This is a genomic window from Bacillota bacterium, assembly GCA_013178415.1.
Taxonomy (GTDB): domain Bacteria; phylum Bacillota; class SHA-98; order Ch115; family Ch115; genus Ch115.
This window is the reverse complement of sequence record JABLXA010000016.1, coordinates 59548-74734: the sequence shown is the minus strand read 5'-3', so window position 1 is coordinate 74734 and position 15187 is coordinate 59548. Positions and strand designations below refer to the sequence as shown.

Below are 15187 nucleotides of genomic sequence, written 5' to 3'. Positions count from 1 at the left end.
ATCGTTGGGGTAATCTCGGCTGCCGGCATATTCCGCTTAGCATACGCGAGTATCGCCGGACGGTAGCGGTGCAGGGGGATGACGCTAAACCACTACCCGCTCCTCGTGGCTGATGGCAAGCGGATACGGAAGATTGTGTTCGAGGAGTGGGTCGCGCAGCGGGGGGTACGGGAGGCAGCCGGGTTTGCATACGTGGGCGCGGACAATGTGGCGCATCCATTGATAAAGCACAGATCATGGTTTACTATTAAGGTAAGGAATCTGATTCCTTACATATATCCGTCTACATTTCTGGCTTGTTGCGGACACCTGAAAGTAGGGCGATAGTCTGTAGAGCCTTTATTCACTTAGGATAGAAAGGAGGTAAGGCGCAGCATTCCTTCCAATAAATGGGGGGTGTTACGTCAGATTTCAATGGGAAGTGAGTACAGAACAAAAATCACCTCCAAGGGACAGGTTACAATCCCTATAGAAATTCGAAGGGCATTAGGTCTAAAACCGGGGGATATACTGGAAATCCATGAATCCCCAGCCGGGTATGTTCTTCATAAGCATTTTGAATCCTCCCCTTTCGACCGTTATGTTGGATATTTGAGGCACAAAGCAGACATTGGCACTGATGCATTGATCGAAGAGATGAGGGGCAACGATGATCAGCGCGTTGGATACTAACATCCTTCTTGATATTCTACTGCCAGACACTAATTATTATCAAAATTCGAAGGCACTCATCGATAAAGCATATGCCGGAGGTGCCTTGATCATCTGCGAAGCTGTCTATGCGGAGCTTGCGTGTCAGTTTGATAGCCATGATGAGCTTGATGGCTTTTTGTCAGACACGGGTATCCGTCTCGTGCCATCAACTCGCAAGGCATTATACGTGGCAGGGACTGCATGGCGAAGCTACACATCGCGGCGCGGCCCCCAATTCCAGTGCACATCCTGTGGCAACCTGCGAATACTGAGCTGTCCAAAATGTGGGGCCACCATTACATCGCGTCAGCATATTGTAACTGACTTCATCATTGGCGGACATGCTCTGGTCCAAGCTGATCGGCTGCTTTCAAGAGATAGGGGATTCTACCATGCGTACTTTCCGGATTTAAAGATTAACACCTGAGCCTGCATGGGAGGGCCGCCGTCAGCGGCCCTCAGGACTTCAAGAAAGCCCGACTCGCCGCCATGGAGGAGCACATCAATGCGAAGAGTACCTGGGATTGATGTAAATATCATCCTGCACTTTCTAACCAACGACGGCATATGTAGGGAGGACTTGCTATTCGGCCCTCCTGGTGTTCCTCCCGTGCCAATCGGTATCCATGATAATGCTATTCACTGGAGCAAATCCTCCAAGCGTCTATGATCAGGCTGGCGCAGCCTTCTAATATAGTCGTTATCAATATCCCCTCTGTCCTTCCATATGCCGGCAGTAGCGGTGATTGCATCATCACCCGCTTCCCTATTTCCGGATAGCGACTTTCTCTTTACCTCCAGTATGAGACTGTTTTTACCCAGCGCTCTTACCAGCAGCGTACTACCGATATGGATCTTTAACTGGCGTTGGACTTCCTAAGGTAGCGTTATCTGTCCTTTAGAGGAAACACGTACTTCCATCCGGGCCGTCAGGTTTGCCCAAAGAGGTCTATAGGTGGTAGAATTACCTTGCACAAAATCGCCTTACGTTGGCAAAAAATGTGCTGTCATAAGGTTCGCAACCACGAGCGGCGCCGCTGATATGCAAGATAATCATGTGACCGGGAGGCGAGGTTCTATGACAGGCAAAATCACTCTCGTCCTCGATGCAATGGGTGTGATTTATAGGGCGGCCGATGACGTCACTGAGCTTCTCGTGCCGTTTGTCAGAGAGAAAGGAGGGCTTTCTGATTCCTACGCCATCGCGACGCTGTATACACAGGCGAGTCTCGGTAAATTAAGTGCCGACAAGTTTTGGGATACCATCAGATGACGATCACGGGGCCTGGCCAGTGATTTCGTCATTTGCTGATTTAGCAACGTATCTAGAACATGAATATGGTCGGTAGTTGTTGATAGTGGCGGGTACCGCATAGCAAGCGCATGCAGCCGAAGGCCGCCGGGGGTTGTGCAGGAACAGGCGCCTACTGAATGAAGAAGGCGGGTAGGATCACTAGGCCGGTCAGTCGGCCTCGGCTGGTGCGCAAGCCGTTATACAGATTGGGTGATACTTGTGACCTCACAGCTTCGCGAAGTTTCTAGGCATCTCGGTATCGATCCTAAGCGGATTACAGGGGCGGAAATGTTCTCTAGTAGTCGTCATGGTCACAGCATTTGGCGGGTCCGCATTGGAGAAGAGTCGTTCGTTATAAAGTGGTATCCGGATGAGTCGAGCGAAGTCGTTGAAATCGGCGCGTATAAGCTGCTGCGGGAGCTAGGTGTCCCAACACTGAAAGTGTATCACATCACAGAACGAGCGATCCTCCTGGAGGACCTGGATTCCAGCGAGAAATGGCGATTAGCGTCCAAAGAGGACGTAACCCTGCCACAGGTTGGAGCCGCCATCGGCCACTGGTATAAGATCCTTCACGAGCGTGGCAGCGATCTTCTCCAGCGACAGCAACGAAAGCCCCCGTTCCTAAAACGTGAAACGGCTATCCTCACCGAGCAGTCCATTGCCGACACAGCCAGAGCGCTAGGTATGGTCGAGAACCCTGTCTGGCAAGTCGCGATAGATTCCCTTGCTTTATTGAGGAAGGCAGAATGCAGTCTAAGTATGACGCTCAATTACAATGACTTCCATTGGACGAATCTGGCACTCTCGCGCGGTCGTGAGAATCCAAAGGCCGTGATCTTCGACTACCATCTCCTCGGAGTGGGGATGCGCTACAGCGATTGTAGAAATGCAACCGGTTCACTCGGTCCTAGAGCGGCTGCCGCGTTTTGGGACGAGTACGGCTCCGTCAATCCTAACGAGATAGTGATCGATAGACCGCTCTCCACACTCCATGCGCTTGTTGTTGCCGCAGGACTGCCTAAGTTCCCAAGCTGGGCACGAGGGAGTATGGACCTTGTGGTCAATGGCGATTTGCTACGCGACCTCAGGGAGGCTATTGACTTGGCTAAAGCATTGTTGTGAACCGACTGCATAACAAGCTTATTCAGTGGACGCAGTGACGACCTAGAGTTCTTTTGGGGACCGAGTACCGATACCGCTGATAGGCAAGAACATTAGGCGGTTCAGATCTCAGGAAGAGACGCCGCCCGGGTCTAAGATTTCGGCGAGTCGTCGCTGTGGAGAACTCAAGGGGGAGCAACGCGATGCAAATACCTGCAGAGTACATTGAGAACGCGATCACCTGGGCTTAGTCGCGTATGGGGTCAACTGAGTATCACGGGCGTTGTCTCGCCTTCGTCGAAGACGCATATGAATTGAGCAATGGTGTCGAGATATTTGGTGGGAGTTCCGCAAGGGAATCTGCCGACATTTATGAAGCGAAGCCGTCCAATACACCTCCACCCCGTGGAGCCTTTGTCTTTTATGATTGCTGGGGGCCAATCGATAGTGTCTACAAGAACTGGGGCCACGTGGGTTTGTCGATCGGTGACAATCAGGTGATTCACACATGGGATCGAGTGCGTCGGGACCATTTCCTTTCGGGGTTGGACGGGGCGCTGCTGATACGCAAGAACGTTGGGCGGACCATAACATACATTTTTAGACATATCTGCATTTTCCGGATAGTGCAAGGGAGCGGTGTCAATGGTTTCTCGAAGGGTTTTGAGTGAAGCTTACCTGATAAGATCAAGGCAGACTTGAGCCTGTGCTGCTGCCCAATAAGCATATCCAGCTGACGCCGATGCAGCCAGGGCGGATCTACTGATGGGCCTGTCCGGCGCCGCTGATACGCAAGGAACTCAGGGGGACGGACAAGGTGCGTAACAAGAATCGAATGCTATTCGTCGGACTGCAGGAAATAAACCCTGTTCAGGGCGATCATAGTCTTATCAGAACGGCTTTCAACAGGCTGCCGGAAGAGGTAAAGCATACAGGTGGTGTTACACGGTTCGTTTAGTATGCGAGTCAAGGAAACGCCAGCCAACATATGCATTTCTTTGGCATTGAGGCCGACGAGATAGAAGATATCCCTGATGGGATGTATGCGTGGGAACTAGGCGAAGAGGGATGGTCCATATGGGAAGGTATCGGCGGGTCGTACAATGCCGTTATGGCATGGTTGAAGCCCAACGGTTACCGTATGGCTGGTCCGGTGCGCGAAAACTATCTGTGCAGCCCTGGCGACACCAACGACCCGGCACGGTATGTCACGGGAATTCAGGTACCGGTCGGGGAGGCATAGGGCAACAGAGGGAAAGAAAGGGAGACGGAAAACAAATGAGTGAAAAAGCATAGACTACAAGAGAGAATTCAAGGAACTGTATCTGCCCCCGCGCAACCCTGTACTGGTCACGGTTCCATCTATGCATTTCATCATGCTGGACGGTACGGGGGATCCCAACGGCAATCAAGCGTTCCAACAGGCGGTGGAGCTGCTCTACGGCTTATCTTTCACCATAAAAATGAGTAAAATGAAGAACAAGCAGCCGGAAGGGTATTTTGACTATGTGGTCCCACCGCTGGAAGGACTCTGGTGGATCGATGGGGGAAAGTTTTCCTTTGAAGAAAGGGATAACTGGCGATGGACCCTTATGATCCGCCAGCCTGAATTTGTGACCCGGGAGGTTTTCGCCTGGGCCGTCCAGGAATTAGCCGCGAAGAAACCGGACCTCCCCGTGGACAAAGCCAAGTTTGAAGGATTTGATGAGGGGCTGTGTGTTCAGACCATGCACATTGGCCCCTATTCAACCGAACCTGAGACGATGGCCAAGATGGAAGACTTCATCCGGTCCTATGGCCTGAAGTTCCGGCTGGGCAGCGATGGCAAACATCATGAAATCTATCTGTCCGACCCGAGGAAGAGCAAACCGGAGAAGTTGAAAACCGTCCTTCGTCATCCGGTGGAGAAAGCCTGAGGAAAATCAAGTTGATATTGTTGACATGGAGCCCCGTATCAGGCCAGGAATACCTTCTGCCAGACGAGCGACATCGAGGCGCACAGGGTGCGTGAGGCGGCGCCCATTGCTCTCCTACTGCTTGTGTGATGGGGCAGCTTGGGTGATGGGGCAGCTTCGGCTTAGGTTTGGAGAAGCTCATTCCTGTAGCCTGTCTGGCTGGTCTGGGAATCGGGGGTGCTATCGATATCATCTATCTAAGAAGATGGATAAATACAGCGCATTGCCTGGGATGAGAAGCTGCTGCTGCTGGCTATTTTCCTTTTCTATGCGTTCTGGGCGGAGAGCTTGTATAAGATTAGTACATCCGCAAGTTATGGGGGCAAACCTGTCGCCTGCGTGGCGACTCTCGCCTATATATCTACCGGACATAGCTTATGCCTCGCGCCGCCGCTTGTCATGTCCGGGTAGGCAGCTGCCAAAGCTTTAAGGATCACTGGGGGAACCACTGACGAGAGAGAGGGAGTTAAACTTATGATTCATAAAAAGAAAGAGATAGGTATCGGGCTTGTAGGATATGGCTTCATCGGTCGTGTGCATCTTCTTGGATATATGAACCTTCCATTCTACTATGATCCAGTGCCGGCTAGAGCCTCGGTGAAGGCTGTATGCGCTGCGTCCGAGGAATCCTGCTTTCTCGCGATGGCTCAGTCAGGCGTCAGGGACTACACCACAGATTACCGGGAGCTTGTGAAAAGGGAAGATATAGATGCCATAGACTGCTGTACTCCCAATTACCTTCACTTCCCCGTGGTCCTAGATGCGCTCAAGTCCGGCAAACATGTCTATTGCGAGAAACCCCTCGCTATGAACGTGGAGGAAGCCCATGAGCTTGTGCGCCTCGCGAGGAAATCGGGGCTTCGAAATCAGGTCGCCTTTCACTACAGATTTGTCCCGGCCACCATGCGGGCGAAGGGTCTTATCGAAGAAGGCGCTCTGGGGCAGATTCTCCATTTTCGGGCTCAATACCTTCATTCAGGCTATATAGACCCCAATCGCCCGTTAAGCTGGCGCCTCTCTAAGGAAAAGGGGGGCGGAGGGGCACTTTTTGATCTAGGTTCCCATGTAGTGGATCTGATGCGTTTTCTACTTGGGGACTACCAGGATGTAATGGCCAGGCTGCACACATTTATTACAGAACGGCCGGACCCCAAGCGCCCTGGCGCTAAGGGAAAAGTGGATGTCGATGACCTCGCGATCCTCCAGGTCAAGATGGCTAATGGCTCCTTTGGCGTCATCGAGGCCTCGCGCATAGCCACAGGAGCGAACGATGACCTCCGCTTCGAGATTCACGGGACAAAAGGAGCCCTAATGTTTAATCTTATGGAACCAAACTGGCTCTGGTTCTACGATGCCACCCAGCCCCAGGAACCCCTAGGTGGCAGGAGCGGATTCATCCGCATTGAGACGATTCAGCGTTATCCAAAGCCTGCAGGTTTCCCCGGTCCGAAATTCTCGATAGGCTGGACGAGATACCATCTCGCAAGCCAATTCGATTTCCTGAGAAGCCTATCCGAGGAGGGTTATAAACCTTTGGGAGCCACCTTCGAAGATGGCCTGAGAGTGCAGGAAGTGCTGGAGGCTGCCGAAGAATCAAGCAGAACAGGAGGATGGGTGAATGTCAGACAGGGTGTAGAATAGAACCCCAGGTTCTGCTCCGGCAACGGGAGGACATCCATGCTACCTATTCATTGGCACAGGTTGCTTTCCCAAGCCCGGCCGGCGCCGGTACGAGTGTAATCCGACGGCCAGACTTGAGCCATCGGGCGACTCAGAGGATCATGGCCGTCAGATCCTCCGGCAGCGCGGGACGGATCACCTGCGCCACGATCTCCCGCGCTATATCGCTCACCGTACGCCCATCCGTCTGTATACGGTAATCTTCTATCGCGGCCTGTTCCAAGATGCGGGCCAATTCCGCCGCGCGCTGCAGGTGCCACTCTAGGCCATGCCCGCGCTCCCGTAAGCGCACCCTTTCCGCCAGGACAGGCGGGGAAGCTGTGAGCCGCACCACCACGATGTCCGCCCCAGGCACGGCATCGCGGAATCCATCGAGTTCCCCTTCCGTTTCCACCACTCGCGCCATCACAAGGCAGCGGGCCCCGCATGAGCGGGCATTGCGCCATACATGGGCCAGATTGGCGCAGCCAATACCATTCCCAAACCGGTCACCGGGTGAATGGGGATAGCACGCGGTAAGCGCATCGAAATCTATAAGCGCGTGCGGCACTCCGGCAGATGATAGTAGGTCTGACACCTCGTTTGCCACCGTGCTTTTGCCAACACCCACAGGCCCGCTCAAGACAATTACCGGAACGCGCCGCCACCACGATAGGGCGGCGTGCTCGGTAACCTTAACAAAGGCATTCTTACCGTCCAGATAGCTATCGATATCGTATGGAAAAAGATGAGCTAGCTTCTGTTTAAGGGCAGCGTATCGGCTTGCCACGTCTGGATAGGCACGGAGGTAGTCGCGGAAAGCAAGATGACGGTCTATCATTGGACTGCCAGATTCATATACATGGACGTGATGCGTATGGCATTCAACACCTTCGTGGCAATACAACCGGTGGAAATAGCGCCGGCCGGGCAGGCCGTGTTCGCCCATGGGCTCATACCCCAACTCCACCATAGCCTCATTTAAGCTATCTATTGCATCGATACTCCGAACGACAGGAAGGATATCAATGATCGGTTTCGCCGCCAAGCCAGGAACCGCCGTGCTGCCGATGTGGTGAATATAGATAAGCTCGCGCCCGAATACAGCCTGCAAGCGCCCGGCTTCCTCGCGAAACTGCTGCGGCCAGGCCGGATCGTAGGGAACAACCCTTACCTCACGTAGTGTTCGTCGACCAAGCATGGTGTCATCAATGTGGTCCGGACCGGTTTCACACGGCGGCACATCAGCCATGATACCTCACCTCTGGTATGATATTCCCACGTGATATCATACCATATATGGAACATCGCAACACAAGCGCGTTTATCCCCGGGCGCATAACTTCTTTTCGACCCAGAACATGAACCCTATCGGTAGCGCAGGAGCCATGTTCCCATTCCCTTTTCATCCTACTGATGGCAATGCTATAGTAGCATGCCTATCACGAAAATAGCGGCGCCCACCCCGGGGGGTTTCATTCCTCTGATGATGCTGCCGTAGCCGCATGGGCGTCTCCCCTGAAAATAGCGGCGCCCACTTGGGGATTTTCATTCCCCTGATGGTGCCACCTCGGCGGCATGGGGGCTGCCTATCTGATAGAAGGAATGGATATTCTGCGAGAACCGACAAGCTAGTCGCTACTCGACTCCCTTACAGGATTATCCTCCACTCACACTGGCTAAAATATCCCCACTATTACCCAGGATATACCATAAACTCCTCTATTCCAGGTGTTTTTCCTATTATTCCCAGTAGGGAGTTGAGCTGGCCAGACTCTCGCCACTTAAGAGCAGAAACTGGTAGGATTCCAGCTAGGTCCATGCCTAGACTGATCGGAACATCGTCGCCCGGGCCAATATATTCCATAAAATTCCTTATTGTAGGCGACCGTAGCTTATGATTTTCCAACTCAAGGGTGAAGTGGTAGGATTTTCGCCACTTGAGAGTAGAGGCTGCCGAAATTTCGGCCACCTCCGCATGTAGGATGGCTAGATTTTCGACACTTCTAGCCAAGATATACCATAAAATTCCTTTTTATGGATAATTATAACCTATAATTTTCCAACTTAAAGGCAAGCTGGCGAGAAATTCGCCACCCCGGACCAGGGGCTGGCGAAATTTCGGCCACCATTGAGCAAAACCTGCCTAGATTCTGGCCACCTCAAGGTAATATCGCCCCAAGATTTACCAAAATGTTCCCGTCCTGACGAAAATATCGCTACCCCAGCAAGGAAACTGACGGATTTTTAGCCACTTCCGCGCGGGATCTGCCTAAAAACTCGTCACCCTCGGTCTAAGCTGACGAATTCTCAGCCACTTCCGCGCGGGATCTGCCTAAAAACTCGTCACCCTCGGTCTAAGCTGACGAATTCTCAGTCACTTCCGCGCGGGATCTGCCTGAAAACCCGCCACCAGCAGCTTAGGCTAACTAAAAACTCGTCACATTCCCCAAAAAACTGGTCGAAATGTCGCCAGGTGGCCCGACTCACGCCCCCTACCAGGCAGTAGTCTCATCCACAAACCTCCGCCCCGCTCCGGACCATTTCTTCAATGGCCCTATCCCCATCACCCAGGTTAACATTCACAGCCCGAACGCCCTGGCGGATGAGGATTACCTGAAACCCCTGTTTGAGGCCATCCAGAACAGTAGCCTTGACACAGTAGTCAGTGGCTAAGCCTCCCACATAAAGACGCTTTACCCCGTTTTCTCGAAGCCATTGCCCAAGGGCCGGATTCCCCGGCTTTCCCTCGAGTGTACCGTCGAACCCGGAATATGCTTCTTTGTCAGGAAGAAAGCCCTTTCGAAATATCGTACCGTCCATAATAAGATCCGGGTGCAATTCTGCCCCCCTGGTTCCCTGCACGCAATGGGGAGGCCATATGCCGCCATTTTCCCGGAAAGAACAATGGTTTTTGGGGTGCCAGTCCTGGGTATAGACTACAGGCAACTTAGCCTCCTGAAACCGCTTGACCCAGGAATTAATCTTCGGAATGACCTCATCTCCCCCGGGGACCGCTAGCGCGCCACCGGGACAGAAATCGTTCTGGACATCGACGATAACAAGGCAAGAGTCCTTAGCAATCACAGAACCATCACCTCCACATATGAACTTTAATATGAGCCGATCGTGCCCGGCGAACCCAGCAACCGCGTGGTGAGATAGCTTCGTTATCTGTCAACTCTGAACTTGGCAATCTATTATAGGGCTTATACTATAAAACTGGCTATCACACCTACAATTATACCGGCGACCAGCCCGATGGTCGGATATTGCTCCGGTCCCGAATGGCAAGCCTCCCGTTCCTGCCCCTTCCCTACCCTGACTAAACCAATGGCCGTAGTAGTTAGGATGCCCAATGCTCCATGCCTTTCTCTATGCGCTGTTAAAATGCCAATCAATAAGGTCGCTCGAAGGGAAAAAATCTACACTTCATCCACAAGGGCTCTGCAAGCGATTATTTTATTCGATAAATCCTTACCTTTTCGTCATCCACATAACGCCTCAATTCCCTAGCCTCTCTCAATCTCACCAAGAGCCCGCCGTGCAGCTTCGAGGTCTTTTTGCGGGACAAACACCTTGATAGGTGTAAGGCCCGGATAGACGCCTGGCGGGAGACCTGTCTTAAGAATCACTTGGATATCCTGGGCCAGGAGGAACGAGCGAATGACCTCACCCTCAATCTCACTGGACACCTGGCACAACTCAGTCCATTGTTCGTCGAACATGGAGCTCGCCTCCAAAAAGCCACTTACTCACTTTACTGCTCCAGAATCCTTTCAAAAAAGGCTACCTGATCCTTAAAGGCCTTTACAGAGGGGATGTGCACTACACCTCTATAGAGCTTGAACGAACAAGGCCTGGCCATGAAAGGGTACTGGCTATCCATGTGTCCTACGCCTCTATAGAGCTTGAACTCAACATCCTCTAAGACCCCCCGGTATTGTATATCCAAAGTATGGCGGTGCCTCTGCATTAGGGCTAGACGCGGTAATGCGGTTTGCTACCTTGGTTCACTCATAGGCTAGCAGGGCAATCTTCTACCTGCCACTACCCGGGAAGTTCATCATGGCGATACCGCCGCCACGCTGCTAGTCTATCATTGAACGGTAAGTAGCGCAAGGCGTCCCGAACGGATTCAAGAATTCGAGAAAATGCTACTTAACCGTGGTCTGACTCCAGCGCGTTCCGGCGGATGAGGATCCATGCTGCCGGCAGGGCCCATGGGATCGACGCTATGATGCCAGTAAGTGTGGTTACCGAGCTCATGTCCTTCTTCAACTATCCTCTGAGCAATGTCCGGGTATTTCTCAACGTGGATTCCCACGAGAAGAAATGTGTCCGGTACCTCATGTTCCCTCAGGATATCCAGAATAACCGGAGTAGACTCGCGACTCGGGCCATCGTCGAACGTAATGGCAACTTTGTTGGTATTCCGGCTCCCTACGCGGTAGATGTCAGGCTGGTAGTCAAATCTGTTTGCAGCACCCGTCCCATTGCCGTTATCCCCTCCCTCATGATCAGTCTCCTTGCCTACCAGTCTAATGAAATGATCTTCCAGATTCTCTTCATTCGCGTCAAGCCTGCTTACCAGTATCCCATTGTTGGCCAGCGCCAGGTTGATCTGTGCCGCCTGGTCCAGGGCCTCGTAGACTCTGACGCGATTTTCCTCATGGACCGAGAAATCCCGGAGCTTCAGCTTTTCCTCCAATACCCAGACGGCCTTGGCTGTGTCAGAGACCTGGATTTCCAGATAAGTCCGGTTACGGCGCTGCAGTTCATCATAATCCACCTCTTCCACCAGGCACCCCTCGTTGATGACCCCGATACGGGTGGCCAACTGCTGCACCTCGCTGAGAATATGGCTGGACATGAATATGGTGATCCGCCGTTCCTCTGCCAGGCGCTTGATTAACGTACGCATCTCGCGGATGTCGATCGGGTCCAACCCGTTGGTGGGTTCGTCCAGGATCAAAAGCTCAGGGGTTTGAGTAGAAACCGGGCGTCTCGATCATGTTCTCGATCCGTTCAAACATCTCCGGACGGGACGGGCTGACCCGCGCCCTAAGAGCCTCGGCCCAACCGGCCGTCGGTTTAACCAGCGCGAGGATCATGCGGATGGTCGTTGTCTTGCCAGCCCCATTTTGCCCGAGGAAACCATAAATCTCGCCTTGCCGCACGGAGAGGCTGAGAGCGTGCACGGCGGGCTTTGCGCCGTAGACCTTGGTCAGCCCATGGGTTTGCAGGACGGTCGGGGCTGTTGCCAGCCTATCCTTCAGGCTGTTTTTATATGCTGCATTCATCTTGCTCACATCACTTCTTCCAGGCTCGGTCTGCCTGTCAGTCCAAGTCTACACGAATAAAGAGGGTGAGTGCTGATCAAAGGCTTAAGAGAATCTTACAACACCAGGGCTGCCAGAGCCAGGGTCGCCGCAACCGCCAGGATGGCTATCACCATCACGCCTCACACCGCCCGGAAGGCCGGGCTGACCAATCAGACCGCTCAGACTGCGACCGATTGGATGGTAATTGGTTGGACGATGGCTGGTTGGATGGCGGCTGGCCCGAATGCCCCATTCGTCCTGCTCCTCCATCCCTGGCTTCGAACCGATAGCCTATGCCCCAGACTGTCTTGATGAGCTGCGGATCACTGGGATCCTCTTCGATTTTAGTACGCAGCAGCCGTATATGCACCATTACCGTATTACCAGCTCCGATAAAATCCTCACCCCAAACCTCATCAAATAACTGTGCTTTGGTGAATACCTGCCCGGGATTGCTCATAAACAACCTGAGCAGGTCGAACTCCTTGACCGTCAGCTCTATCTCCGCATCCCGGACCCAGGCCCACAGCCTTGTCTACATCCGCGTCTCGGGCGCTCAGAAATAAGATGAGCACATCGATGTAGAGGCGGACCTGCCGCGCCACCTCGAAACCATCCATGCCCGGGAGCATAATGTCGAGAATAATCATGGCATAGGACTCGACCCCAATGGCGCCGGGCGTCACGCTACGCTCACCGGGCTTGCCGGGCCCTCCCCCACCAAACAGCGCCAGAGCCTGCTCCCTTCTGTAAGCCACGTCCACTTCGAATCCTTCATTTTCGAGATATAGCTTGACCAGGCGGCAAATGTCGCGGTCATCGTCAACGAGTAGGATACGTCCCCTCATGGCATCCTCCTATGGGATGCCCCATGGCTTTCCCTCGTTAGTGTACAATAGAAAAGGGAAACGCTGCATGCCATACGGACTACTGCTACCATAAGATGGCGGGAATCAAACCAGGAGTACCTCCACATGAGCCGGTATTCCCCTGGCCCGCTTAGCGAAATCCTGGTCAAAGGTAGCAAAACGTCTTGCGCCTCCGCTTGCAGCTAGATGAAGCGCGTCGGCGAAATCTAAACCTGAGGCGTGCCACTCTAAAGCTTTGCTGACCGCCGACACGTCCTCCACGCTCACGCTGGGCAGGCCAAGCAACTTGCAGAAGGCTGCGTTAATCACATCCCGGCTCAGGCCGTAGGCATGGCGCAACACCCATTCAGTCTCCAGAAGAACGGTCTTGGCAATAAACACCGGCTCGCTCTGAAATAAATGAGCAGCGCGCTCTGCCTGTGACGGATCATCTTTAGTGAGGAACCGGACCAAGACGTTGGTATCAGCCGCAATCATCTCTGTTCACGGGCCCCTCTGGCGATGGCAGATTCCATTTCCTTCAGAGTCCGCTTCGGACCCTTATATCCCGCGCAACCGAGGACATCCTCGACCCGAGTGGGCGCAAAAGGCCGGGCTGGCCGCAATATAATGGCGTCTCCGCGGTCTTCTACCACGAGCTCAGTCCCTGGCCCCCATCTATGGGCCGCCCGAATGGCCTTGGGGATCACGACCTGCCCTTTGCTGGATAATCGTGTGCATTCCATCGTTGGGCCCCCCTTTGCATAAAACAAAAGTAAGATTAAGGTAAGATCATTATACCCAATTACGACTGGGCTGTCAAGCCACTCTGAGCCCGCTGAGCCCGCCCCTTTCGTCCTTTCGTTGACGGATGTTCGGAAGTCCGCAGATATGGTAAACTGGAAGTTGTGGCCGTGAATCTGCGGCACTTTTTGCGGAGGTATTTCCATGGGTGGAGAGGATCAGCATCTAGCTATCGCCCGCAAAAAGCGAAATGCGAGGATCGATCGAGAAATAGTAACGCTTGCGTGGCCCGCGATCCTAGAGATGGTGCTCAATATGTTCATTTGGATAGTAGATACTGCCATGGTAGGGCATCTTGGGGCAGGAGCACTTAGCGCTGTCGGGCTCGGCGGCAGCGTCTATTGGACCTCCGTCTGGGTCTTCAGCGCTGTCAGTGTCGGGACCACCGCCATGGTAGCTCGATCCATAGGAGCTCAAGACCGCGCCGGCGCCTCATTTGCTGGAGGCCAGGGACTTCTGCTTGGCTTTGGCCTGGGTGTCTTCCTGGCGGCCGGGATCTTATGAACGGCAGCCGCACAGTGACACCATTCATGATCGCCGCCATTGGGACTGTTGGATTCGCAGCTAACTAGGTCACCGTCGCCGCGGAATCGCTCTCGTTCATGCCGGGCTATGGGTTTGCCGTAGCTTCCGGGATACTCGTAGGGCAAAGCCTGGGTGCCGGGAAACCGGACCGCGCAATGCAGGTGGGTTACAGGTCGGCTCGCTATTCAGTGATAGTGATGGGAAGCGTAGGCCTGGCTTTCCTCCTCATCCCCGATCTCATTATGAGGGCATTCACAAACGACCTGCAGGTAGTGCATATCGCCTCCATTTGCCTGCGGATCGCTGCATTAGAACAGGCGGCCATCGGCATCACCGATGTGTTCTGCGGTTCTCTAAGAGGAGCGGGAGATACCCGCACAGCTCTGAAGATAACCGCGGCTGGCACCTGGCTTGTCAGAATGCCGCTCACCGCCATGGTCATGTACATTTTCAGACTCGGGCTTCCCAGCGTGTGGATCGTAATGTGTCTGGTTTGGATGGTGCGCGCAGTGCTGGCGATACGCTACTTCCGGACTGGCAGATGGTGGAAGGTCAAAACCCGAGTTGGCGGGCGAGAAGCCTATCAGAACTCATAAACGTGAACATGGGGATGCACGGTATCCAAGCGCTCAACGTGGGAGCAACGCCCGCGCAATCGTACATCTCCACATTCCCGTATTCGCATATCTTTTCCATCACATTCTGGCCTACGTTGCGATCAACCGCAAAGACCGGCCAGGAGTTTTCCGCCGCGGGGATAAACAATTCGAACGCGAATGCCAAAAGCTATTCATGACCGTCCCTCCTTCATCAGATTTCGGTTGGTCAAGAACCAGCAAATCACGTAAGCGGCTGAATTCTCGACCGTGAGCAGCCTAACGGGAGAACAGACTTCCCCGAGGGGAAGATAACCTCACTTATGCCAAATGCCATAGGATCAATGTATTCCTGTCGCCCCCTATATGGGGACGTGGATTGAAA

At 53.5% G+C, this 15187-nt stretch carries 18 protein-coding genes and 2 pseudogenes; 13 read left to right on the top strand and 7 right to left on the bottom strand.

Annotated elements, in window-relative coordinates; genetic code table 11:
- Positions 1-78: 78 nt before the first annotated feature.
- From HPY52_12525 to HPY52_12475, 11 genes are all read left to right on the top strand, one after another.
- Positions 79-327, top strand: coding sequence for a hypothetical protein (locus HPY52_12525; protein NPV81074.1), 249 nt, complete (start codon positions 79-81; stop codon positions 325-327).
- A gap of 87 nt (positions 328-414) precedes the next feature.
- Positions 415-672 carry an AbrB/MazE/SpoVT family DNA-binding domain-containing protein gene (locus tag HPY52_12520; protein ID NPV81073.1) on the top strand — a complete coding sequence of 86 codons (258 nt, stop codon included), beginning with the start codon at positions 415-417 and terminating at the stop codon, positions 670-672.
- On the top strand, positions 650-1120 hold the full coding sequence (locus tag HPY52_12515) for a type II toxin-antitoxin system VapC family toxin (GenBank protein ID NPV81072.1): 471 nt from the start codon (positions 650-652) through the stop codon (positions 1118-1120). The genes HPY52_12520 and HPY52_12515 overlap by 23 nt, the downstream gene beginning before the upstream one ends.
- 78 nt (positions 1121-1198) lie before the next feature.
- Positions 1199-1363, top strand: a complete 165-nt coding sequence (locus HPY52_12510; GenBank protein NPV81071.1) for a hypothetical protein — start codon at positions 1199-1201, stop codon at positions 1361-1363.
- A gap of 408 nt (positions 1364-1771) precedes the next feature.
- Positions 1772-1966, top strand: coding sequence for a hypothetical protein (locus HPY52_12505; protein ID NPV81070.1), 195 nt, complete (start codon positions 1772-1774; stop codon positions 1964-1966).
- A 231-nt stretch (positions 1967-2197) separates the two neighbouring features.
- Positions 2198-3112, top strand: a complete 915-nt coding sequence (locus HPY52_12500) for a hypothetical protein (GenBank protein ID NPV81069.1) — start codon at positions 2198-2200, stop codon at positions 3110-3112.
- Positions 3113-3348: 236 nt separating this feature from the next.
- Positions 3349-3762, top strand: a complete 414-nt coding sequence (locus HPY52_12495; GenBank protein NPV81068.1) for a hypothetical protein — start codon at positions 3349-3351, stop codon at positions 3760-3762.
- A gap of 146 nt (positions 3763-3908) precedes the next feature.
- Entirely contained in the window at positions 3909-4049 is a 141-nt protein-coding gene (locus HPY52_12490) for a hypothetical protein (GenBank protein NPV81067.1), read from the top strand.
- Positions 4050-4079: 30 nt separating this feature from the next.
- Positions 4080-4334, top strand: coding sequence for a hypothetical protein (locus tag HPY52_12485; protein ID NPV81066.1), 255 nt, complete (start codon positions 4080-4082; stop codon positions 4332-4334).
- Positions 4335-4455: 121 nt separating this feature from the next.
- Positions 4456-5007 carry a transcriptional regulator gene (locus HPY52_12480; protein NPV81065.1) on the top strand — a complete coding sequence of 184 codons (552 nt, stop codon included), beginning with the start codon at positions 4456-4458 and terminating at the stop codon, positions 5005-5007.
- A 513-nt stretch (positions 5008-5520) separates the two neighbouring features.
- Positions 5521-6687, top strand: coding sequence for a Gfo/Idh/MocA family oxidoreductase (locus HPY52_12475; protein NPV81064.1), 1167 nt, complete (start codon positions 5521-5523; stop codon positions 6685-6687).
- A gap of 130 nt (positions 6688-6817) precedes the next feature.
- On the opposite strand, the gene HPY52_12470 is transcribed toward HPY52_12475, so the two are convergent.
- The 7 genes and pseudogenes from HPY52_12470 to HPY52_12440 form a co-directional block, all read right to left on the bottom strand.
- Entirely contained in the window at positions 6818-7906 is a 1089-nt protein-coding gene (locus HPY52_12470) for a hypothetical protein (protein ID NPV81063.1), read from the bottom strand.
- Positions 7907-9216: 1310 nt separating this feature from the next.
- A complete protein-coding gene (locus HPY52_12465; protein NPV81062.1) occupies positions 9217-9789 on the bottom strand; it encodes a nicotinamidase in 573 nt (190 codons plus the stop codon).
- Between the two features lie 428 nt (positions 9790-10217).
- Positions 10218-10433 carry a hypothetical protein gene (locus HPY52_12460; GenBank protein NPV81061.1) on the bottom strand — a complete coding sequence of 72 codons (216 nt, stop codon included), beginning with the start codon at positions 10431-10433 and terminating at the stop codon, positions 10218-10220.
- Between the two features lie 803 nt (positions 10434-11236).
- Positions 11237-12008: pseudogene (locus HPY52_12455) on the bottom strand (ATP-binding cassette domain-containing protein).
- A 154-nt stretch (positions 12009-12162) separates the two neighbouring features.
- Positions 12163-12877, bottom strand: a pseudogene (locus HPY52_12450) (response regulator transcription factor).
- Positions 12878-12982: 105 nt separating this feature from the next.
- Positions 12983-13375: a type II toxin-antitoxin system VapC family toxin gene (locus tag HPY52_12445; GenBank protein NPV81060.1), complete on the bottom strand. Its 393-nt coding sequence runs from the start codon at positions 13373-13375 to the stop codon at positions 12983-12985.
- Positions 13372-13623 carry an AbrB/MazE/SpoVT family DNA-binding domain-containing protein gene (locus tag HPY52_12440; GenBank protein ID NPV81059.1) on the bottom strand — a complete coding sequence of 84 codons (252 nt, stop codon included), beginning with the start codon at positions 13621-13623 and terminating at the stop codon, positions 13372-13374. Before HPY52_12440 ends, HPY52_12445 begins: the two co-directional genes overlap by 4 nt.
- A gap of 202 nt (positions 13624-13825) precedes the next feature.
- Between HPY52_12440 and HPY52_12435 the strand changes: the two genes are divergently transcribed.
- Together HPY52_12435 and HPY52_12430 are read left to right on the top strand one after the other, a co-directional pair.
- The gene (locus HPY52_12435) at positions 13826-14185 is read left to right on the top strand and encodes a hypothetical protein (protein ID NPV81058.1); all 360 of its coding nucleotides are present in this window, start codon (positions 13826-13828) and stop codon (positions 14183-14185) included.
- Positions 14186-14283: 98 nt separating this feature from the next.
- A complete protein-coding gene (locus tag HPY52_12430; protein NPV81057.1) occupies positions 14284-14802 on the top strand; it encodes a hypothetical protein in 519 nt (172 codons plus the stop codon).
- The last annotated feature ends 385 nt before the right edge of the window (positions 14803-15187 follow it).

Excerpts from the sequence above, each read along its gene's own strand:
- HPY52_12525 (NPV81074.1), top strand. The coding sequence starts at position 79 with ATGACGCTAAACCACTACCCGCTCCTCGTGGCTGATGGCAAGCGGATA.
- HPY52_12520 (NPV81073.1), top strand. The coding sequence starts at position 415 with ATGGGAAGTGAGTACAGAACAAAAATCACCTCCAAGGGACAGGTTACA.
- HPY52_12515 (NPV81072.1), top strand. The coding sequence starts at position 650 with ATGATCAGCGCGTTGGATACTAACATCCTTCTTGATATTCTACTGCCA.
- HPY52_12510 (NPV81071.1), top strand. The coding sequence starts at position 1,199 with ATGCGAAGAGTACCTGGGATTGATGTAAATATCATCCTGCACTTTCTA.
- HPY52_12505 (NPV81070.1), top strand. The coding sequence starts at position 1,772 with ATGACAGGCAAAATCACTCTCGTCCTCGATGCAATGGGTGTGATTTAT.
- HPY52_12495 (NPV81068.1), top strand. The coding sequence starts at position 3,349 with ATGGGGTCAACTGAGTATCACGGGCGTTGTCTCGCCTTCGTCGAAGAC.
- HPY52_12485 (NPV81066.1), top strand. The coding sequence starts at position 4,080 with ATGCATTTCTTTGGCATTGAGGCCGACGAGATAGAAGATATCCCTGAT.
- HPY52_12480 (NPV81065.1), top strand. The coding sequence starts at position 4,456 with ATGCATTTCATCATGCTGGACGGTACGGGGGATCCCAACGGCAATCAA.
- HPY52_12475 (NPV81064.1), top strand. The coding sequence starts at position 5,521 with ATGATTCATAAAAAGAAAGAGATAGGTATCGGGCTTGTAGGATATGGC.
- HPY52_12470 (NPV81063.1), bottom strand. The coding sequence starts at position 7,906 with ATGCTTGGTCGACGAACACTACGTGAGGTAAGGGTTGTTCCCTACGAT.
- HPY52_12460 (NPV81061.1), bottom strand. The coding sequence starts at position 10,433 with ATGTTCGACGAACAATGGACTGAGTTGTGCCAGGTGTCCAGTGAGATT.
- HPY52_12445 (NPV81060.1), bottom strand. The coding sequence starts at position 13,375 with ATGATTGCGGCTGATACCAACGTCTTGGTCCGGTTCCTCACTAAAGAT.
- HPY52_12440 (NPV81059.1), bottom strand. The coding sequence starts at position 13,623 with ATGGAATGCACACGATTATCCAGCAAAGGGCAGGTCGTGATCCCCAAG.
- HPY52_12435 (NPV81058.1), top strand. The coding sequence starts at position 13,826 with ATGGGTGGAGAGGATCAGCATCTAGCTATCGCCCGCAAAAAGCGAAAT.
- HPY52_12430 (NPV81057.1), top strand. The coding sequence starts at position 14,284 with ATGCCGGGCTATGGGTTTGCCGTAGCTTCCGGGATACTCGTAGGGCAA.